Here is an 18,142-nt window from a genome sequence, read left to right on the forward strand (position 1 = left end):
AGATAAATTAATTTTTCCAATTCTTAAAAAACAATACAAGCAAGGATTAGACTTCTATACCAAGTCTCTCGAGCAAATTTTTAAGAGCATTTTTTTCTGTTTTTGTAAAAGACAATCTTCCTGATTCAAGCTTTTCAAGTGCGCGGGTATTATTCGTTGAAATTAAACGCTTTTCTTCTGCCATGACCCTAATCTCACGAGCTCGTGGCACTAATTTTGCTAATGCAATCTCAAAATCAAGCTCGTTATCACGTCGCGCATCTCTTCTCCCGCTTACCTGCTCCTCTGCAAAAGTATCAAGCGGAACTCCATAATCCAATACGGCTGGGGTCGGCTCTGCAACTTTGCCCCTTACATGCAAGGTCCAGCAAAACTCTTTCTTAGAAAATTCCGCGGGATTTTTTACTATTCCCGGCGGAGAGTTCAAAATTTTATGTACTGTGTTTGCCTGATATAACAACCAATCCAGTAAAAGAGGTGGAACTTCCTGCTCCTTCCATATCTTCAAAAGATCGATTTGGTAACCTTTATCTCTAAATGCTTGGGCACATGCAGCAATTGTGTATGTAAGTGCTTGAGCCTTTAAACCCTTATCATTCTTATACCATTCAGATTGCGCGATAGCCTTATCAAGCTGTCTAAAAATAATCCCTTTTGCTACAACACATTTATACCAGACTTCATTGAGGTCAGCATCACTCATCTGCTTTAAATGACCCGTGATGTACCTGTTGAAACACTTTTGGGAGCCTTCTGACACGTAGTACGGCTTGCCATCAAAAGATAATTCAAACTTTGCAAGATCTGTTTTCTCAATTAGTTGTGTTTTTGGGAATTCGGCCTCCAGCTTATTTCTTTGGGGCTGAGTCTTATATGCAAATAAATTTCTGTATTGACCCCTTGAACGCTCATAGAACCATTTAGTTGCGTAAAGAGCTCCAGCCTTTTGAGGCACGTTAACCTCTTTGGAAAGTCGCTCGATCTTTATTTGAAATGCGCTATTAGACTCTAGATCTGCCTTAGATACCTTATTTTGAGTATTGGCGTATTCAGAAATTTTAGGGACGATTTCACCTAATTTAGCCTCATCAACTACCGACAACTTTACTTGGGCAAATACCTCTGAGAGGTTGTATTTCAAGCCATCTCTTGCATACAAAATCGATGCAGTTGTTTGACCACCATTAACAATCTGAAAATCTTTAATGTAGTCAATTACAAGAGATCCATCGGGCGCATTAGAGGTGTTAACAGCCGATGCAGTAGCCGTCAGACCATTGTTATAGGCAAAAAACATTGATGGCTCGTCTGAAATGGTCTTCAGAATTCCTTTATTTACATCAGTCCTTGCCTGAAGATAGGTTCGAACGTTTTGCTCTAACAATCGGTTTCCATAGTTTGCAAATATATCGGCAAGAATTGGTCCTGGGATTGCAAAGAGATAGCTTTTGTAGCCTACCGCGTTACTTGAGGCTTGAATACATGAAATTCCACCAGAAAAATCATTTGCTAAGTCAATCTCTACAGGATCAAATCCAGTAGCGGCAATTTTTTCATACCGTTCAATGTCAAAGGTATTTGTATGGACTGTTAGCCTGTCAATTTCAAATGATTCAAATACTTTTTTACGGATTTTTAGATGGGCATTAGTAAAGACTAGGATGCGTATTCTTGCAATTTGATCAACATATGAACGAATTAGCATAGCTAACTTGAAGTCATAGCTTGACTCTTCCAAATCTTCGAGCGATTTACTGGATAGCGCTAGTTTAAGAAAGCGCCCTACCCCCGAAACAGCTTTCTCTATATCACTAGCATTGATTGTGGGAAGACTATCGTCTTGGAAATACGCGCAAACGCCAAGATACAGATCACCAGAAGCGCCTGCAGTATCTTCGGGTATATCAAATGCGTACCCATCAAGGCGGTAACCACTGCCACTAAGAATTGGCGAGTATGCAAGATCAGGACAATCACCGTTTTCGGCTGCTAACTGCGAAAACACCTTAAAAAACTCTTCAACCTTAGGGATGCCATCGGCCGCAGATCCAATAACAATATCTTCAGCTAAATTTAAGTACTCTTGCTCCAAATTACTCACTTAAGGCCTCCAAAAGCTTGTCCCAATCAATTTGAAAAGATGTAATTGAGGCCCCTGAGATCACATATTCAGCTGCGATGATTCCAGCCGACACGTTAGAAAGGGTTAATTTTGGGAAATTGTCTGCAACTTCATAAATTAAGCGCTCATCAAGATCGAATTTTTCCTTACACACTTCCTGGTCCTCGCTAAGGCCAGCCAAAACAATCTTTCTCTCGAATTCAGCGTAGGCGAGACGGTTAGCCTCTAACCGCTGAAATAATCTTTGAGCTAGCTCTATAACCGAGAATCCCTTGTCTGATGGAGTAATACGATTCAAAGCAAGCTTTAAATTATTACCACCATCATCAAGCTGGTCTAAAGAGCTAATTCTTAGGCTGATAGCCTTTGTAGCCAGTTGAGTCTTAACCTCAATGCGTGTTTTATTAAACCCAATATCTCGCTGGTCCCCATTTGGACCCCTCCAACCCTGGACTATTAATTCGTTTGGAGCAATATTCGATTGAAGTATTGATTCAAGCGTATGCAGCTCACCCCACAGTCCGATTACTTCGTTACGCGTTAATCCAACCTTTCCCCTGCGCTTGAAAAGCTCCGACCAATCTCTGAGGCATTCAAGAGCAATCATGAATGATTCCTCTAGATTCTTGCCGCCCTTAGACCTTTCGGCAATATCAAAGCACATAACCGTAAAACTCTTAAACAAATGCTCATCAGTTAACGTAATCCCAATCCTTGACCCACCCGATGTTTGGGCAAAAATTACTTCTAAATTCTCAAAAAAAGGTAGTTCAGGGAAATTAAAAGCAATGTCTTTAGCTTCAATGATCAACTCTCTATCACCATTTAGAGCGTAATCAATAAAAAAATCTAGCTGATGATCTGGATATACTCTTAGCCTTCCAGACGAATGGTGTTTTGCTCCAAGCGCAATCCATTGAGATTCAAAATCATTCATCTTCGATTACCTCGTCTGTAACAGCTTCTTCACGTAAGGCTTGAATCATGGCAATTAAGCGTTTAGAGGCTTGATACTTTCGTTCTTTACACTTAATCTCTGTTCCAGGGAGCAAAATTCCCATTGATACAACCGGGTCTTCTTTAGAGAGCTTCATTGAAAAGCCTTCTGGCGGCTCTAGCTGAATAAAGTGAATCAATAAAAGCGGATGCGTTCTTGCTACCGAATGCGCCCAAGTTCTGGATGGACTTGCCTCATCCTGATCACCCGATTCGGCTTTTTTCATCAATTCTTCAACGCGTAGCTCATATTTAACCGGGTCTTCTCCCAAGCAAAAATCATCTACGCCGAATGCAACAGCATTTTTCTTATTTACTTTAATGACTGTTTCGGACTCGCGGACTGTACCACTTCTAGTTCTACAGAAGACCGGCTTATCCAATTCAATTGGAAACTTAAGCGCGCTAGACTTACCTGCAGATACATAGGGTATCCCTATATCCCAATGGCTTAATTCACTACCTAACCGATCCTCAATATAAGAGGTTAAAAGACTAGTCCCATCTGCTGAAATGACGTCAAACTCGGTCTGAGGGAAGTTAACTTTTTTAATGAACTCAATAACAAGCTTCCCTGGAATTTTTTTCCAAACTAGAGCTTTATTTTTTACATCGTTTTCGTAGTCTTTCGAGAAATCCCTATTGAGAATTTCCATGAACTCCTTAACTAATTTCATATTCCTATTATTTACCGCAGGGTCATCACTTAATGAGTGCGCCTGAACGTGTCTAGTAGAGAAGTCTTCTGCGAGTGAAATTTGTGTTGCAGTACGCATTTTATTTGCTGCAGTAATTGATATCCCAGTCTTACTCTGCCTTACCTTTAAGCCAAAATCAAATGGGGTCTTACCCAGCAATGCCATCCTTTGGAAATCAACCCTCAACTCTTCGACCGATTCACTAATTGAGGCAAAGTCGTCTATTAAGTCTTGAGTTGCGTGAATTCTACAAAGTTTCTCAAACCCAGGTCTGTAGCCAAACCATCTACCCATCTGCAGGAGAGTGTCGGCAGCACCAATATTTCTCAGGGCATAGGAAATAGCCAATCCCTCAAGAGTCAAACCTCGTGCAAGAGCTAAGCCACCAATTGCAATCAGATGCAACCCCTCGGGAGGAGCTTTTTCATAGTCAATTGATACGCCTTTCATGTTGACTAATTTTGTTTGAATGGAGTTGATAGCGTCCAATAACTTGGTTCTAATCAAATCCCAATCTATATCAGCACTTACAACATTCTCATATTCAAGCTCCCAAACACGATGGAGCTCGTTCAATATTGAGGATTTCCTCCAATCAGCAAGAGCCCATGACCTAACCGCATCAGATGCAAGCTTTAACAATTCATCCACATGCTCTTTAACTTGCTGCTGTACGTAGTTAAATCTACTTACGTTAATTAACATGGATGAATGTGAAGTGCCATTACCATCGGCTAGTCTTATGGCCCTGAATAGTATGTACTCCATGACCGCTTCTTTAAGACTTGGCGGAAGCCCTTCAATCTCATGCGTAGATTTATGCTTCAGGTGCAATAGATCCTGATAGTCATTTGGAATGGGTCTGACACATGCCTCTAATAAGTCACCCTCATCGGTGAATAGTCGGTGCGAACCGACATAGTTATCAGGAGGATCAAGTGATTTTATAAAATCAGCAGGAAATAGGTCCTCATTTAGCATCTCATCAGCCGACTCTGGGTCAATAAAGATATTTGCAAAAGGAGTAGCGGTATAACCAACGTAAGTAGACTGCCTACATGTCTTTAAAATCTGTCGGATTTTTTTATTTATTTCAGTAGCTTGATTGGCATTTGCATTTGTATTAACGCTTGCGTTATCAGCCTCATCATCGATCAGTAACATTGGGCCGTCTAGCTCTGCGCCGTTGTTTAATCCCTTAAGCCAATCCGCGATCTTTTCAAGCACCTTAGGATTCTTTTTAGTTACAAAGAGTATTGGCTCGGCAAATGTTCCTTGATGCGCTCCTACAGCACCGGCAGTAGCTGTATTGAAGTCTGACAATTGTGTAGTTCCACAAAATGGATATCTAGGCACATAGTCCGGATTCTCATATTTAAGAATATTGGCGACTTCATATATTTTTGTGTGAGTTGAATCGCTGACCGATGATTTGCCGACAAAAGCTTTGTCAAGTCGAACTTGGGTTTGATATCTCAGGGAATTAGTTTGGCCTGCCAACACAATAATAATTCTGTAACCCACATCAGCTGCCTTTGATATCAAAGCGGAATAATTGGTAGTTTTTCCCATTTGAACGTGGCCCATAACCAAGCCGCGCCTCCTGTTCCAAGACTCTTTATCTCGAGGATTTCCTAAAAACTCCATGATTTCATCGCTAACATCATCTACAGAATTAACGACTGCCTTTGGCAGGATTGTTTTTTGAATCCAATATGCCCGCAATCTCTCCCAATAATGGAAGTCAATATTTTTCTTTTCCTTCTCATACCACTTTACAAAGTTCTTTTTTAGTATGTGGCCATTTTCTTGAGTTGTGCCATAAATTGTTTCTAAGTGCTTAACGAATCTCTCAACATCACTTTCGGATAAGCTAAAAATTACGCCATGCTGCCTAACCGCTTGGTCTAGATATCCAATTGGTACTACTCTTTGCCCATTTAATTCAGCATCTATAAGCTCGCGAATGTAATTTAGCTTTGCTCTAAATTCAGCTTCATTCATACCAAACCCCATTTTTCTTTTATGTTATTTTTTATGTAGCTCTCGGAATACTTCCATTGACTACTAAAAGGCTCCATCTTATTTGCAAACTCTAAGAATTCATTCAGCGTTGGCTGTCTGCCAGTTTGTCTAAGACATGCCATAAAACAAGCGTCAATTAAGACTTCAAATATTTCTGGGTCGGTAATAGCCTGTACTTGTTCTAATTGATTGTCTTCTCTGTCCTTAATCATGGCCTCAGTTGGTATATAGGACTCGATAAGCTTAAGCGCCTCTCTTGCAATCTCTGAATCCTGAGATTCCGCTATTAGCTCCCAAATAAAAGGATGGTCACGATTAATTTGATAGCGAATTCTCCCGTTATAGGCGACCCTTTTCCAAACGGGCTCCTTTTTGTCTATCGTAAGTTCTACACCCCTTCTCCTATTGGCACTTACAGATCTCTTGCCAAATTTTCGGAGCAACTCCTTTAGGCCCGTCCTTAATACAACCGGAAGCTGAGCATCAGATTTATCGAGTGTAATTTTCCAATCCTTGTCTAATGTATTTGGCAAATCCACCCGAACCCTCATTAATTGAGATAGCTCCCCATGAGGCATTAGACGGAACCATGTTCCATAAATAATGAGTCGTTTATTTCTATACACATAGAAACCTTGATTCCTAACCAGGCCCTCATCCCCGCCCAGCATTTCCCTTTCTTCGACAGTCAACTTTGAAAAGTGAGGAATGATAAAAGGCTGTACCGTAATTTCTTCCTTGCCTCTTAACTTAATTTGGTCCTCATCAACTGTTTGAGTTGCTGGGTGATGGCTCATAAACGGATCTATGGGCTTCAATACATAACCTTGCATCTCAATGGCAAGCTTATTTCCCGCATCACCTGATAGGTAGCGATGGAAGATTAATGAAAGTTGCTTGCTTGCATGCGATATCTTTTCATTCAGCTGCTCATCAAGGGTTGATGAAATGTCCTGATCAAGCAAGCGATCGCATCTACTCCAAATTACTTCAGTACCAGAGTTGGAATTTGGCGGGGCTCCTAATAACTTGAGTGCATCATCGCCAACCAATAACTCCATTGACCAATCTTCTAAATTATCAATATCCCAAATTGCAGCAGTGCTTTCCGAGCCTCTCCATGAGACAACCGTTAGCACCCTAGCCTGCGATAAAGATGCTGATTTCAAACCCCAGCCAAATCTACCTAAATCATTCAGTTCACGTGGATCCTCTGGATTTGCGCTGGCTGGCCGCATGGCTGCAACTAACTCGTCCCTACCCATACCCATTCCATCATCCCTGATACGAACTACAACATCTTTCTCTACGGGCTCAAAAAGGATTGAAACCTTTCTTGCTTCAGCTCTGATGCTGTTATCAATGAGATCTGCAAGTGCTGCTGCAAGGTCATAGTTACCAAAACTTCGGGCAGTTGCCATCAATGATGATGCGTTGGGGGGATTAGAAATTCGCATGTATCTTATTGTTTTCTTGCCGATTATTTGGGAAATTTAATAAATCTATTAAGTAATCTATAACTAATTAATATTACCTTATTGACAATAACAAACCACCTGTAAATGCCTGTTTTCCAGCCTCATTGCAAAAATATTCAATTATTTTTTTCTAGCTCATCTTTTGAGCCCTAAGTAACTTATAAAAGGCTTATTAAAAAGATAAATGAGGCAACTTAATGACAGCTCAATTTTCAGAAACACTAATCTACGAGGGTAAAACTATCCCCCTATGTAGCAATCCACTCTCACTCTATGTGCAACAGTCTCAAATTCGCTTTGTATCCCCTAGTACTGCAAACTGGAGGGGCTACCACGGCACTTGGGAAATTAAGCAATCTGAATCAGATGGACTGGAGCGCCTTTACTTAGTGAAGCTTGCGGCGCACAAGACTTACGAGGAGATTTTGACCTTGCAAGATGTTTTCCCAGGATTTGATCAGGTTTTTGCACACTGGTTTAGCGGACAACTACGCTGTCCACAAGGCGCCCTGCTGAAGTACGTACATGGAGGATATGCAAGCATCTATGAATACGACCTGCTAATGAACTTCAAGCAAGGCGTCTTAATTGATAAGCATGCTCGGCATAACTCCATACCAAACAATGGGACTGACCCTGCTACTGACCTATCCCTGCTAAGGAAGAAGCATGATTAACTTTATGAACTCGCTTCACTTAGGCTGGAAAGAATGGTTAAGCATCTATGTACTCCCAGGGCTAGTAGCGCTGATCTACAACCTAGCAAAGACTTATAAAGATCGTCCATCTGAATTTGCACGCAGCCTATTAAAGGCTATGGGACGTGAGACTAGCCTCAAACAACATCTCGAGAATGTATTTGTTTATTCGATTGCGGTCCTTTGCATACTATTTGGGTGGCCAGGCTTCTTGATCTGGTGGATTATTGATTCCAGGAAGGAAGCCTCCAATGCTCTAGAGCGTGATAAACCTCACTTCTTCTGCGCGCCCGAATACCTAGTGAATCAAATAAGCCCGGAAGATGCTGAGAGCACAAGCTTTATTCATGACCCGCTGGGTAAAACCCCAAAACTCCCATTCGGCCATCTTAATACGGCCTGGGGATACTTCTTGTCCGACATGCTAGAGCCAGGTGATGAGCTTTGGGTATTTCGCATCCCCAAGGGCAGCAATACGGGGATGCTTGGAAGAGCCTGCTCCGGGGAAGTCAGTGGGTATGCAAAGGTACGCCACGGCCAAATCTTCGGTGAATTCATAACAGAACGTGACTAGCTCATTTTTTGAGCTATTAAGCTGCTTTAATTACTTTATTGATTGTTTGTTTGTGATCGCCGGGATTAGGTATGAGTACCCGAAGATCAAAAGACATTGTCTTTTCATGAAAAAACCATACCAGCTTGTGCATTCTTTTCTGCAACCATTAATTGGGTGCTCCTTTCAGAATGAGAGCAAGTGGACAGCCGGGAAAGACCGGCTGCTTTACATTCCATCGCAACTTTTAGAGCTTGGTGGCTCGCTACCTTTATGCCACTGAACATCATCAAATGAGTATAGTAGCCTGCTAAATTCATTCGCTACATCAACACTTTGACAATGCGCATATTCAATTTGAGCAATTAACCGCTCACGTTTTTGAGCATCCGATGAAAATTCCCAGCCTGCCAGTATTAATGGCGTCAGACTATGGCCCGGAGCATTCTTACCAATGATTTTAGAAAGCATCATCCATTCTTGCGGCAAAGGACATATCCCCTCCTCAGAAGATACAAATGCAATTAACGATTCCTTATTAGTCATAAAAAATTTGCCCCCTAATATCCTTAATAAAGACTTGGTAAAAGTCTCTCCACTTCTGCAGCTCTTCGGGCTGACATACAGCACCAGGCCTTTGCACTTTCAAGACTCTTGTAACAGAGACAACATTTTTAGATTCTTCGTAAGTTGACTCATACTCTATGCCGCCCTTCTTATAGCTCGTATTTGGCGGAATGCGAGTTACCTTAGCATTGCTTGGAAATCCAATCTTGTAGCTCTCCCCTATCCACTTAGTGGCACATGTATAGGGAACTGTAAATTTCTCTGGAGGCCTATCATTTGCTATCAGCGCCAGCTCTCCTGGCGCGAGGCCAACAGGTATGGCTATAGCTCCAGGCCCTGGAACATTAGCAATAGCATCTAACGTGAACTCTGTATTTGTCGTAAACGGCTCATTAAGGTCGTATACGTAGCTGGTTGTGATCTTACCTTCACCAGTCTGCCTAAACTTAGCGAGGTCACTTCTAACGAGCTTTTCTGAAAGCGTGGTTTCTGCGCCCTCATATCTATATCGCGCATTAATCTCAGCGCCACCAAAATACATTGTGTGCGTTTTGCCTTTAATATGACCGTCCTTCTCTATTTGCATAGTGATTCCGGTAATGATTTTGCTGTCTTCCTTTTTTGGCTTTGGTGTATGTCCCACTTTTGCTAGCTTAGTTAACAAGGTCGGCTTATCTATCTCACTTGATGGCAAAGTACCAAATGGCGCCATCTCTGCCGTAGAGTCCAAATAGAGGTCCCAGGCTGGTATGTAGGTAATGACATGATTAAACGGTCCGATTACAGGATATTTGGGGAGCGTATAAGCCACGCCTGAGTTAATTAAGGCGCTACTTGCATTGATACCTTTTGCAGCTAGCAAGGCTATTAGCAGGGCGTTGTGATCCTTGCAGTCGCCATAACGGTTCTTCAGAATACTTGTGGCGTCATGGGGCACGATGCCTCCGTCCCCAAGGTAGATAGCTACATAGCGGATGTTTCGCGATACCCAGTTATAAAGCGCTCGAGCCTGCTCCTTTTTTAGGTTCAGCGACTTATCTGCAGCCACCTTCTTATCCACGTCTTTAGTAATTTCATCAGCCATCTTCTGAATCTCGGGAGTTACTAATGACTTATCCGCTATACGAGCCTCATAGGCTTTAGCAAACTCTTCCTGGTTAGAAAAAGTTGAAATATAGATATGCGGAGCAAAATCGCTGCTAGCCACCTGCAGCTGCTCCTTCTTTTTCATCTTCAGGTTTTGATAGGTATAGCTCACATGGTGCACACCATCTATTACCTCATCCCTAGTTTGCTTAACGTCTTTTACGTCGCTGTAGAGCTTTAGGCTTTCGGGATAATTTAAGTTGTACTCATAAGACAATACCTCTGCATTCGGAGAAAATGTTAGGCGGGTATAAAAGTATCCTGGCAATAGAGGCTTAAAGGTAGTTAGCTTGGTTTTGTAATAAGTCTTGGATCCAGGGGTTACCTTTGGAAAGATGATGATCTTGTGCTTCTGGTCTGAGAACATTGCTGCCCCAGTGCTGTTGTCATCCTCCACGGTTCTAATGGCATTGGGTGCTACGGGTATCTTCTCGCCCTTAGGGGTAATGGTGTAAGCCTCTAGGACTTCTAGCTTCGATAGCGTTGAGTTATATGGCAGATCCGCCTGAGACTCTGTATCAACTACCAATTGGGATTTAACTAGCGTAGTTAGTTCATCAATTTCAACTACAGTGCCATCAGCTTGAATAGTTTCAGTGATTACCGCTCGCTCTACTGCTGAGAGGGATTCAAGCTCCCCTCTGCCTGCGCTAGTAATGCCTACGTTAGCTAGCAATAGAAATCCTAGAAGAACCGCTCCTAGGCTACTGATTGACTGAAGTACAAATTTCATAGGATCCTTAACGTCTTACATACGACTGTATGTAAGCCTTTCGTTTGTTTACTTCATTTGTAAAAATAATTCCTGCACTGTCATGAACTATGGCTAATGGCTCTTGCAATAGAGTCTTATCTGGAAGGTAAGGATTACCATTTCGATCCCTGAGCCTAAATTTAGGCAAGCCTAGGATCTTTGAGGCATCGACATAAGCAGCAACCGCTAATGGGGTGGAGAGAGGTACGCCCGACTTTCCAGCTGGTGATACCTGGAGCGGCATGAGGGCAATGAATACAAGGGAGCTGATCACGGGGTTCTTTGTTATTTACTTAGTTGTTTCATTGTGTTGGGCTACTAGCTCATTAGGCGAGCTTAAGGCTGGCTATTCTGAAATTTCTGTATAGCCAGGAGCTCATTCAATGACCAAGCCATTCGTTTATGACGAGAAAACGTCTTGCCTCTATTCGCCTGATGGTGAATTTATTAAGTATGTCTTTTGCCCCAAGGCTTTGCAATGGAACCAGTTGATTGCAAACGATCCATTAGATCGCTCCAGAGGCTGCCAGCAGTGTGGCGATGACGTAATTAACCTAGACATCATGAGTATCGATGAAGCCATGCAACGCTTCGAATCAGATTACAACACGTGCGCTTACGCATCTAGCAATAGCCCAAACGTGATCTTTATCAAAGATCACAACAGCCCCGAGCTGAGAAAAAGTAAGGCCGATCAAATCACTTGGGCATCTTCCCGCCCTATTCCAGATTTGCCGAGAATCTCTACCGCAAGAAATATTCAAGATATTCAAAGGGCTTCATCAATTGGGTTTTGGCCTGATGTACGTGTTTTGAAATACAAGGATCGCGAAATACAAGAAAAGCTTGGCCTATATCAGCACAAGCAAACCGGTGAAGTGATGATCGTTGGGGACTATCGCTCAATGATGGATATTGAAGAAGATAGCCCTTGGGATGAGGTCATGCCTGTCACCTTCTATTACAGCAACTACCAAAAGAGTCCATTTGCAGCTTACCTCATTCCAAATGACTTGCCTGATGGGAGTGCAGTTTTTATACCGGATCCAATTGAAGACATCCTGGGGTCAACCTGGAACCAAGGTGACCAATATCGCGCAACCAATATCACTGCAAAAGTAATTAACAAAAAGGTAGTGATAGATCCTGCCACCGTCGAACAATCCAACTTCATGGGATAAATATGAAATACCTCATCACCCTTCTTCTTATTGCTCAGTGCGTCTTACTAGCTCGCTCTGCATCAGCTCAGGCCATTTATGGCCCAAATGGAAACTATGTTGGATATAGCCAAACATCGTCCAGTGGCGTGACTAATGTCTATAACTCCACAGGACAGAACGTTCAGTCCTTTCAGACAGATAACGGGCAGACTAATTTTTATAGCTCACAGGGCGCCTATCAAGGCACCTCAACCACACCAGTTTATGCAGCACCTAATTCAACAATCAATGCACCTCGTCAAGCACCACAAGCACCCTCTGTGAAAGGTTGGTAATTCAAATGAAAAAGATCACTATTCAAAGCAGTCTTCTAATTACTGCAGCATGTTTATCTGCGGAAGTTTTTGCTCAAGTCACCAGCTGGGAGAACAGCCCCATGAATTACCAGAACAGTCCGATGAACTATGAGAATAGCCCTATGAATTACAACAATAGTCCTATGAACTATCAGAACAGTCCCATGAATTACAACTCCAATAATGGCGTTTATGACAACAGTGGCAAACGTATAGGTTATGAAGTTACCGCGCCCTCAGGCGTTACCAATATATTTGATAACAACGGCAACCGAATTGGCTATTCTCCAAGCAAAAGATAATGATTGCAGAAATGATCATCGATACCGAGGAGTTTCTGACGGTATTAAAGCGATTAAAGCCTAGAAAAACTACGAAGGCCTCCTTGGCTGAAGAGCTTTATATTGCACTCTTTAATGGTGAGGCCATCTTCTGCGTAAGAGGCGTCCAGACCAGATGCTTGGTTGAGAAGGCAATCAATTGGAGAGGTTATATAGAAGTAAATTCTGGGGTTGTACTTTCTTTCCTAGCGGCACGGCCTGCGGGACCAAATATAAAGCTTAGTGTTCGAGGTGATGTATTTCAGATAGAGAACATTAAAGTGCCCTGCAAGACCATGCAATCTCCAGAGTGGATTACGGCAATGAGTTTTGAGGCCCATCTAAATGATGATCCCAAAGCCTCACCCCAAACCATCAATCTTTATTGCCCAAAATGCGGCAAGAAGCGGGGTGAATTTTTTAAACAGAAGATAGTTAAGCAACCACAACTCGGAGATCCTCCGCCTCCTAAATACCCAAGCTCCAGAAGATGCTCAGCTTGTAGGCATGAATGGCTAGAGCTTAGTGACGTGTTGTGACTAGATAGTTTCTAGTAAGTATTCCAACCGCCAGAACCGTTAGGAAGCGTCTGGATTAAAGTTCCATTGGGCGTATAGGAGTTGTATCCACCCGAACCATTGGGAAGAGTCTGCGTTAAGTTGCCGTTAGGTCCGTAGGTGTTGTAGCCACCAGATCCATTTGGCAGTGTTTGCGTAAGCTGCCCATTAGGTCCGTAAGAGTTATAGCCGCCTGATCCATTGGGAAGAGTTTGGGTTAGGTTGCCGTTAGGGCCATAAGTGTTGTATCCGCCCGATCCATTGGGAAGAGTCTGTGTCAAAGCCCCATTTCGACCATAGGTGTTGTAGCCACCAGATCCATTGGGTAAAGTTTGTATTGGTTGCGCCTCTGCAAACCCAATGCAAAATAAAGTGACAGTAAAGGCAACCGTCTTCATATTTGCAGCATTCATATAGCCTCCAAAGTTTTTAGTGATAGATCAACTTCATGAAATTGAGCCTGCAATTGTTCTGATTCTGAAAATTCATCCAACAAATACCCTTTGGGTGGCGTAATTCTTCTTAAGTATTTATCTGGAACTGGGCCAACCTTAGCCGAAGTTAAATAACCATCGGTTTCATAAAATAGATAGCCGCCCTCTGTTGCAATTTCACATTCCCAGGTAAATAGCGCATCTTCAGCACACCCCCAACCTTGGGAACCAACTGCAGATTTAATCCGAACAATGTTTCCCCGATTTTCCGGAAGATTGCAAAACACAGTAATCGCCAAGTCACCCATGGAACAATTGAGCTTACTCATTAACGTCTCCGATACTTAGCGCGAACCTTTTCTCGCTGCACAAAAGAAACGTGGCCAATTAGCGCCTCACTGAAGAACATCAATAGGCCGATGAAGAAGGCTTGAACGAGCCCCAAATCTAGACCACCCTGCTCAAGGCAATACGCACTGATAAACATTAAAAATAGACCAAGCAACTTAATCATTCTTCACTCCTTTTGTTGATATAGGTCAGATTAATGACCCACTAGCTCACGAAATGAGCTATAAACTAACTAAAGTGATAAAAATAACAAAAGATATAACTATTAGGGGTTCTTATGAGTGATATGGAACGGCTACACCGCATTAAGTACATGATTCAGCAGCGTAAATGCGTGCCCAGGGAAGACTTCCTAGATGAGCTAGAGATCTCCCCTGCAACGTTTAAGCGCGATCTAGAGTACCTACGTAGCCGCCTGAAGGCATCTATTGTTTATGACCGCTTTATGGGTGGCTATAAGTTTGAGAATCCAGATCAAGTGGATAAGATTGAAATGCCTGGGCTTTGGTTCTCCGAGAAAGAAGCTACAGCCTTAGTACTTATGCAGCACCTCCTGTCCTCCCTAGATCAGGGGGGCTTAATTGGTCCGCACATCGAACCCCTTACCGCAATCATCGATGGCATCTTGGGTCAAAGTGAAACTTCAGCAAAAGAATTGCGCAAGCGTATCAAGGTGGTTGGAATGGGTTCACGTAAGAACTCCATTGAGAACTTCTCCGAGATCGGAGCCGCCCTACTCAAGCGTAATCGTCTAGACATCTCCTATTACTCCAAAGGGAAAGATGAACTCACTGATCGTGAAATCTCACCCCAGCGTCTTATCTATTACCGCGAAAACTGGTACCTAGATGCTTATTGCCATATGCGCAATGATTTGCGTAGCTTTGCCGTAGATGGCATTCGTAAGGCAACCTTATCGAACAAGAAGGCTGAAGAGGTATCCGATAAACAATGCCAAGAACACTTTGCAGAAAGCTATGGAATCTTCTCTGGCAAGGCAACCCAAAGGGCCAAACTACGCTTTACTCCAGAGCATGCACGCTGGGTTTCAGGGGAACACTGGCATGGCCAGCAAGTGGGCAGCTTTGATAAAGAGGGCTTTTTTAACTTAGAGTTTGATTACAACCAAGATCCAGAGCTAGTCATGGATATCCTTAAGCATGGATCTGGAGTTGAGGTGATTGGACCGGCAAGCCTTAAAAAGCGCATCAAAGATGAACTCAAAAATGCAATGGGAAATTATTCCAAGGATTGAAAATGGATAGAAGCGAACATATAAAAAAAGTTCATGAATGGGTGGCAGAAAATAGGCAGACATTTTCTACGCCCAAAACTATAGTAATGGATGAAATAGGATTTGATTGGAGGTACTTCAGCGGAAGCTTTTCTCTTAAGCTAGATAATATTAAGATTGATGAGAAATTTGATTTTTCCCTCGGCATCGATGGCCTATACCATTATTACACCCCCATGTTTAACAGTCCACTTGGAGCTCCAGCTAGCTTTGCAGCGATTGAACTAAGTGAAGAGACTGAATTTGCGATTACAAACTCGCTTAATCAAATGCTCCCAAAAATGGCCGCCTTTGGACTGCATCCTGTGAGCAAGCAGTTTATTAACTCCTCCACTCCAATAAGCGAACGAATTCTTGACAAGGCTAGCGTTGAATCTGCTAAGCAGCTTATTGAATCTGGCAAAGCAAGAATTGAACTTAATCTTGATTAGATGATTTACTCGTAATAATCTAACGGATGCTCCAATCGTTAGCCAAATCAATAAATAAGCTTGCCTCTTGAGACAGGAATTTCGGGGATGGAAATATCCCCACCCTTCCTAAATCTAGCCGATCCGAATCCCAGCAAGTCTGGATAGTTGCATCGGTAGATACCTCGCCACCAGAGTGATGCTTCATCGCATAACAAAGAGAATCAAGCTGCTTTGGCTGAAGTTTATAGAAATCCCCATGAATACCATGAGCAAAGTCCGCAGCGCGCTGCCCGTGCATTGGATCTCGCCCATCATTTAAGCGACAGCTGTCATGCAAAAATCCGAAGAGCTCGACCACTAGGAGGTCAGCCTTACGCAAACCTCCAATATTTTTTCCATGGTGCAATACCCGCGCCCAATGATTGGCGCCATGAATGCCTTGCCAGTCGAGCTTAAATTCAGATCTGATGAGGGCAATCAACCCAGAGCGGTCATATTCAGTTTTCATTAATGAGGTCCTCCAACGGGATAGCGCAAATTGAGATTCACCAAACCTTCATCGCCCGAAATCCATAGATAGGCATTTTGCCTATATCGATCCGCCAGTAGGTCTGCATTTTGACGAGAGATGTCCAGTACAAGAACACTTGGCTCACTAGGCCAAATGCGTGATGGGTCGCCTCCCTCCCCAGAAATCAGCTTGAGTCCAAGAGTATGAATGTCATCAATTAAGGCGTTGTGATTACTGACATTAACCTCTGCAGTCGCAAGAATGCTGTGAGGATTGAACGCCGTCAGCAATGCAGCACTCTTTACTCCATACATTTTCATTAAGGAGGCTAACTCTAGACTTGGTTGGCTCGCCCTGAGCGAGATATCTCCACCCTCTCCATGAATCACATATAGCGCTTCCTGGTAAGCCTTTACTAACTCAAGGGGGATATTGTGGTCGCGGTCAGTCATACCGCGAGTTCATCGAGTTTTTCTTGGGCTTCTGCCATTGGAGGCTCATCTCCAAGGTTTACCAGTGGCCTCAACTTATGTCTATCGGTGATAGCCTCCGTGGAGTAGCCTTTAACCAACCTACTTCCACGCCACATTTGGTTAAATTTACGGCTAGTCACCGTTTTAATCTCATATGCATCCTCACGGCCATCATGCCTTCCAAGATGGCAGACAACCTCAACTATCAATCCAAGGTTTTCGGGGCAACCACCAACGATGACACATAAGGTTCCGGGTTTTAAGTGTGACATCGTTATCTCCTGGCTAGTTCTGTAAATGTTGCGGCGTCTAACGCCCTGCTAATACGATGATGCAGCTTCAAGGCCGTCGAGAAGTAATACAGCTTTGGATTGAGCTTGATATTGGCGTACTCCCAGTCTTTTATTTCTAGGCTTACACCTTTTGCCCAGTAGTAATACCTGCCACCATCCTCTATTGCTATACCGGTGTATCGATACTCAGAGAGTCCTTGCTCTGCTGGATCAAACTTCTTGAGCTCATCGGAATGCAGTTCAACGCTAATTAATTGGAAATTCATTTGCTTCTCCTATTTAGCCAATTTGACAAATGTCTGGGCTTGGCAATTCGGTCTAACTCCGCCCTTACTACTTTACGAACTTAATGGATTACAGCCTCCGCTACCTCAGGCTTTCCCTCGGGATCTTTTTTTTGGCTGGTTACCAAGAATTCCTTAGTCTCTAAGGCAACCTTCAGATATTCATCGGTAGCCGCTCTAAAGTTATCTGCGCCATCTTCCTTACTAAAAATATAGGTCAGGCTGTAGATCAAGTTATCTCCATCCTCACCATCTACGGTCACAGTATTAACCTCATCGTTATCAACGACTCGCAATCCCCTGCAGAACTCTGGCTTCTCTCCGTCTACCCAACTCATATCCAAGCGATCAATATCAAACCGCAGACTGCGAAATAAGTTATTCACTGTAAAACGGGCGCCGCCAAGGTATGTGTAATTACGCATAAGACCTCCAAATAAATTGATTAATCTCTTCAAACAAATTATCAAGACTGGGAGGCTCAAATATTGAGCTAGAGGATGCTAGCCCAACAAAAAACCCACCAATGTGAACTGACCCCCAAAAGTTGGACGTTATGTCCAACCAAGGGGGTTTTGTTTTATGAGCAAGTACAGCAAGCAGTTCAAGCTAAAGGTGGTTAAAGAGTTTTTAGAGTCAGGCGGTCTTAAGCGGGT

23 protein-coding genes are annotated in these 18,142 nt (G+C 43.0%); 8 read left to right on the forward strand and 15 right to left on the reverse strand.

Going from position 1 to position 18,142, the window contains the following annotated elements; genetic code table 11:
• Window positions 1-46 precede the first annotated feature (46 nt).
• The 4 genes from ICN22_RS10620 to ICN22_RS10635 are packed head-to-tail and all read right to left on the reverse strand — an operon-like array spanning window position 47 to window position 7,298.
• The gene (locus tag ICN22_RS10620) at window positions 47-2,101 is read right to left on the reverse strand and encodes an AIPR family protein (protein WP_216170917.1); all 2,055 of its coding nucleotides are present in this window, start codon (window positions 2,099-2,101) and stop codon (window positions 47-49) included.
• Window positions 2,094-3,059 (reverse strand): PD-(D/E)XK motif protein, encoded by a 966-nt coding sequence (locus tag ICN22_RS10625; RefSeq protein WP_216170919.1) that lies wholly within the window; start codon window positions 3,057-3,059, stop codon window positions 2,094-2,096. The genes ICN22_RS10620 and ICN22_RS10625 overlap by 8 nt, the downstream gene beginning before the upstream one ends.
• Window positions 3,052-5,820, reverse strand: a complete 2,769-nt coding sequence (locus tag ICN22_RS10630; protein WP_216170921.1) for a Z1 domain-containing protein — start codon at window positions 5,818-5,820, stop codon at window positions 3,052-3,054. Before ICN22_RS10630 ends, ICN22_RS10625 begins: the two co-directional genes overlap by 8 nt.
• The gene (locus tag ICN22_RS10635; protein WP_216170923.1) at window positions 5,817-7,298 is read right to left on the reverse strand and encodes an ATP-binding protein; all 1,482 of its coding nucleotides are present in this window, start codon (window positions 7,296-7,298) and stop codon (window positions 5,817-5,819) included. Before ICN22_RS10635 ends, ICN22_RS10630 begins: the two co-directional genes overlap by 4 nt.
• A 218-nt stretch (window positions 7,299-7,516) precedes the next feature.
• Between ICN22_RS10635 and ICN22_RS10640 the strand changes: the two genes are divergently transcribed.
• A complete protein-coding gene (locus ICN22_RS10640; protein ID WP_216170925.1) occupies window positions 7,517-7,996 on the forward strand; it encodes a hypothetical protein in 480 nt (159 codons plus the stop codon).
• Window positions 7,989-8,591 carry a hypothetical protein gene (locus ICN22_RS10645; protein WP_216170926.1) on the forward strand — a complete coding sequence of 201 codons (603 nt, stop codon included), beginning with the start codon at window positions 7,989-7,991 and terminating at the stop codon, window positions 8,589-8,591. The genes ICN22_RS10640 and ICN22_RS10645 overlap by 8 nt, the downstream gene beginning before the upstream one ends.
• A 207-nt stretch (window positions 8,592-8,798) precedes the next feature.
• On the opposite strand, the gene ICN22_RS10650 is transcribed toward ICN22_RS10645, so the two are convergent.
• Genes ICN22_RS10650 through ICN22_RS10660 form a run of 3 tightly spaced genes read right to left on the reverse strand, consistent with a single transcriptional unit; the run spans window position 8,799 to window position 11,311 of the window.
• Complete coding sequence (locus tag ICN22_RS10650) at window positions 8,799-9,116, reverse strand: hypothetical protein (protein ID WP_216170933.1); 318 nt, start codon at window positions 9,114-9,116, stop codon at window positions 8,799-8,801.
• Window positions 9,109-11,016 (reverse strand): DUF3857 domain-containing transglutaminase family protein, encoded by a 1,908-nt coding sequence (locus ICN22_RS10655; protein WP_216170935.1) that lies wholly within the window; start codon window positions 11,014-11,016, stop codon window positions 9,109-9,111. Before ICN22_RS10655 ends, ICN22_RS10650 begins: the two co-directional genes overlap by 8 nt.
• 7 nt (window positions 11,017-11,023) lie before the next feature.
• Window positions 11,024-11,311, reverse strand: a complete 288-nt coding sequence (locus tag ICN22_RS10660) for a hypothetical protein (protein WP_216170937.1) — start codon at window positions 11,309-11,311, stop codon at window positions 11,024-11,026.
• A 109-nt stretch (window positions 11,312-11,420) separates the two neighbouring features.
• On the opposite strand from ICN22_RS10660, the gene ICN22_RS10665 reads away from it, so the two are divergent.
• Genes ICN22_RS10665 through ICN22_RS10680 form a run of 4 tightly spaced genes read left to right on the forward strand, consistent with a single transcriptional unit; the run spans window position 11,421 to window position 13,415 of the window.
• Window positions 11,421-12,218, forward strand: a complete 798-nt coding sequence (locus ICN22_RS10665) for a hypothetical protein (RefSeq protein WP_216170938.1) — start codon at window positions 11,421-11,423, stop codon at window positions 12,216-12,218.
• Window positions 12,219-12,220: 2 nt separating this feature from the next.
• Window positions 12,221-12,535, forward strand: coding sequence for a hypothetical protein (locus tag ICN22_RS10670; RefSeq protein WP_216170940.1), 315 nt, complete (start codon window positions 12,221-12,223; stop codon window positions 12,533-12,535).
• Between the two features lie 5 nt (window positions 12,536-12,540).
• Window positions 12,541-12,858, forward strand: a complete 318-nt coding sequence (locus tag ICN22_RS10675; RefSeq protein ID WP_216170942.1) for a hypothetical protein — start codon at window positions 12,541-12,543, stop codon at window positions 12,856-12,858.
• The gene (locus ICN22_RS10680) at window positions 12,858-13,415 is read left to right on the forward strand and encodes a hypothetical protein (protein ID WP_216170944.1); all 558 of its coding nucleotides are present in this window, start codon (window positions 12,858-12,860) and stop codon (window positions 13,413-13,415) included. The genes ICN22_RS10675 and ICN22_RS10680 overlap by 1 nt, the downstream gene beginning before the upstream one ends.
• Window positions 13,416-13,426: 11 nt before the next feature.
• Here ICN22_RS10680 and ICN22_RS10685 read toward each other — a convergent pair whose 3' ends face one another.
• The 3 genes from ICN22_RS10685 to ICN22_RS10695 are packed head-to-tail and all read right to left on the reverse strand — an operon-like array spanning window position 13,427 to window position 14,381.
• Window positions 13,427-13,846: a hypothetical protein gene (locus ICN22_RS10685; RefSeq protein WP_216170946.1), complete on the reverse strand. Its 420-nt coding sequence runs from the start codon at window positions 13,844-13,846 to the stop codon at window positions 13,427-13,429.
• Window positions 13,843-14,196: a hypothetical protein gene (locus ICN22_RS10690; RefSeq protein ID WP_216170948.1), complete on the reverse strand. Its 354-nt coding sequence runs from the start codon at window positions 14,194-14,196 to the stop codon at window positions 13,843-13,845. The genes ICN22_RS10685 and ICN22_RS10690 overlap by 4 nt, the downstream gene beginning before the upstream one ends.
• Entirely contained in the window at window positions 14,196-14,381 is a 186-nt protein-coding gene (locus ICN22_RS10695) for a hypothetical protein (RefSeq protein ID WP_216170950.1), read from the reverse strand. The genes ICN22_RS10690 and ICN22_RS10695 overlap by 1 nt, the downstream gene beginning before the upstream one ends.
• A gap of 114 nt (window positions 14,382-14,495) precedes the next feature.
• Between ICN22_RS10695 and ICN22_RS10700 the strand changes: the two genes are divergently transcribed.
• Together ICN22_RS10700 and ICN22_RS10705 are read left to right on the forward strand one after the other, a co-directional pair.
• Window positions 14,496-15,473, forward strand: a complete 978-nt coding sequence (locus ICN22_RS10700) for a helix-turn-helix transcriptional regulator (protein WP_216170952.1) — start codon at window positions 14,496-14,498, stop codon at window positions 15,471-15,473.
• A gap of 2 nt (window positions 15,474-15,475) precedes the next feature.
• Window positions 15,476-15,943, forward strand: a complete 468-nt coding sequence (locus ICN22_RS10705) for a hypothetical protein (protein WP_216170954.1) — start codon at window positions 15,476-15,478, stop codon at window positions 15,941-15,943.
• 19 nt (window positions 15,944-15,962) lie between these two features.
• Here ICN22_RS10705 and ICN22_RS10710 read toward each other — a convergent pair whose 3' ends face one another.
• From ICN22_RS10710 to ICN22_RS10730, 5 genes are all read right to left on the reverse strand, one after another.
• Window positions 15,963-16,433, reverse strand: coding sequence for a hypothetical protein (locus tag ICN22_RS10710; protein WP_215332215.1), 471 nt, complete (start codon window positions 16,431-16,433; stop codon window positions 15,963-15,965).
• Window positions 16,433-16,888: a DUF3293 domain-containing protein gene (locus ICN22_RS10715; protein ID WP_215332214.1), complete on the reverse strand. Its 456-nt coding sequence runs from the start codon at window positions 16,886-16,888 to the stop codon at window positions 16,433-16,435. The genes ICN22_RS10710 and ICN22_RS10715 overlap by 1 nt, the downstream gene beginning before the upstream one ends.
• Window positions 16,885-17,181, reverse strand: coding sequence for a hypothetical protein (locus ICN22_RS10720; RefSeq protein ID WP_215332213.1), 297 nt, complete (start codon window positions 17,179-17,181; stop codon window positions 16,885-16,887). The genes ICN22_RS10715 and ICN22_RS10720 overlap by 4 nt, the downstream gene beginning before the upstream one ends.
• A gap of 2 nt (window positions 17,182-17,183) precedes the next feature.
• Window positions 17,184-17,468, reverse strand: coding sequence for a hypothetical protein (locus tag ICN22_RS10725; protein ID WP_215332212.1), 285 nt, complete (start codon window positions 17,466-17,468; stop codon window positions 17,184-17,186).
• Window positions 17,469-17,548: 80 nt separating this feature from the next.
• Entirely contained in the window at window positions 17,549-17,911 is a 363-nt protein-coding gene (locus ICN22_RS10730; RefSeq protein WP_216170956.1) for a hypothetical protein, read from the reverse strand.
• Window positions 17,912-18,142 lie beyond the last annotated feature (231 nt).

The organism is Polynucleobacter bastaniensis, assembly GCF_018882205.1.
In the GTDB taxonomy this organism is placed as follows: Bacteria; Pseudomonadota; Gammaproteobacteria; order Burkholderiales; family Burkholderiaceae; genus Polynucleobacter; species Polynucleobacter bastaniensis.

Excerpts from the sequence above, each read along its gene's own strand:
- ICN22_RS10635 (WP_216170923.1), bottom strand. The coding sequence starts at position 7,298 with ATGCGAATTTCTAATCCCCCCAACGCATCATCATTGATGGCAACTGCC.
- ICN22_RS10680 (WP_216170944.1), top strand. The coding sequence starts at position 12,858 with ATGATTGCAGAAATGATCATCGATACCGAGGAGTTTCTGACGGTATTA.
- ICN22_RS10665 (WP_216170938.1), top strand. The coding sequence starts at position 11,421 with ATGACCAAGCCATTCGTTTATGACGAGAAAACGTCTTGCCTCTATTCG.
- ICN22_RS10670 (WP_216170940.1), top strand. The coding sequence starts at position 12,221 with ATGAAATACCTCATCACCCTTCTTCTTATTGCTCAGTGCGTCTTACTA.
- ICN22_RS10650 (WP_216170933.1), bottom strand. The coding sequence starts at position 9,116 with ATGACTAATAAGGAATCGTTAATTGCATTTGTATCTTCTGAGGAGGGG.
- ICN22_RS10705 (WP_216170954.1), top strand. The coding sequence starts at position 15,476 with ATGGATAGAAGCGAACATATAAAAAAAGTTCATGAATGGGTGGCAGAA.
- ICN22_RS10695 (WP_216170950.1), bottom strand. The coding sequence starts at position 14,381 with ATGATTAAGTTGCTTGGTCTATTTTTAATGTTTATCAGTGCGTATTGC.
- ICN22_RS10725 (WP_215332212.1), bottom strand. The coding sequence starts at position 17,468 with ATGAATTTCCAATTAATTAGCGTTGAACTGCATTCCGATGAGCTCAAG.
- ICN22_RS10730 (WP_216170956.1), bottom strand. The coding sequence starts at position 17,911 with ATGCGTAATTACACATACCTTGGCGGCGCCCGTTTTACAGTGAATAAC.
- ICN22_RS10630 (WP_216170921.1), bottom strand. The coding sequence starts at position 5,820 with ATGAATGAAGCTGAATTTAGAGCAAAGCTAAATTACATTCGCGAGCTT.
- ICN22_RS10645 (WP_216170926.1), top strand. The coding sequence starts at position 7,989 with ATGATTAACTTTATGAACTCGCTTCACTTAGGCTGGAAAGAATGGTTA.
- ICN22_RS10690 (WP_216170948.1), bottom strand. The coding sequence starts at position 14,196 with ATGAGTAAGCTCAATTGTTCCATGGGTGACTTGGCGATTACTGTGTTT.
- ICN22_RS10700 (WP_216170952.1), top strand. The coding sequence starts at position 14,496 with ATGAGTGATATGGAACGGCTACACCGCATTAAGTACATGATTCAGCAG.
- ICN22_RS10720 (WP_215332213.1), bottom strand. The coding sequence starts at position 17,181 with ATGTCACACTTAAAACCCGGAACCTTATGTGTCATCGTTGGTGGTTGC.
- ICN22_RS10655 (WP_216170935.1), bottom strand. The coding sequence starts at position 11,016 with ATGAAATTTGTACTTCAGTCAATCAGTAGCCTAGGAGCGGTTCTTCTA.
- ICN22_RS10640 (WP_216170925.1), top strand. The coding sequence starts at position 7,517 with ATGACAGCTCAATTTTCAGAAACACTAATCTACGAGGGTAAAACTATC.
- ICN22_RS10685 (WP_216170946.1), bottom strand. The coding sequence starts at position 13,846 with ATGAATGCTGCAAATATGAAGACGGTTGCCTTTACTGTCACTTTATTT.
- ICN22_RS10715 (WP_215332214.1), bottom strand. The coding sequence starts at position 16,888 with ATGACTGACCGCGACCACAATATCCCCCTTGAGTTAGTAAAGGCTTAC.
- ICN22_RS10675 (WP_216170942.1), top strand. The coding sequence starts at position 12,541 with ATGAAAAAGATCACTATTCAAAGCAGTCTTCTAATTACTGCAGCATGT.
- ICN22_RS10625 (WP_216170919.1), bottom strand. The coding sequence starts at position 3,059 with ATGAATGATTTTGAATCTCAATGGATTGCGCTTGGAGCAAAACACCAT.
- ICN22_RS10710 (WP_215332215.1), bottom strand. The coding sequence starts at position 16,433 with ATGAAAACTGAATATGACCGCTCTGGGTTGATTGCCCTCATCAGATCT.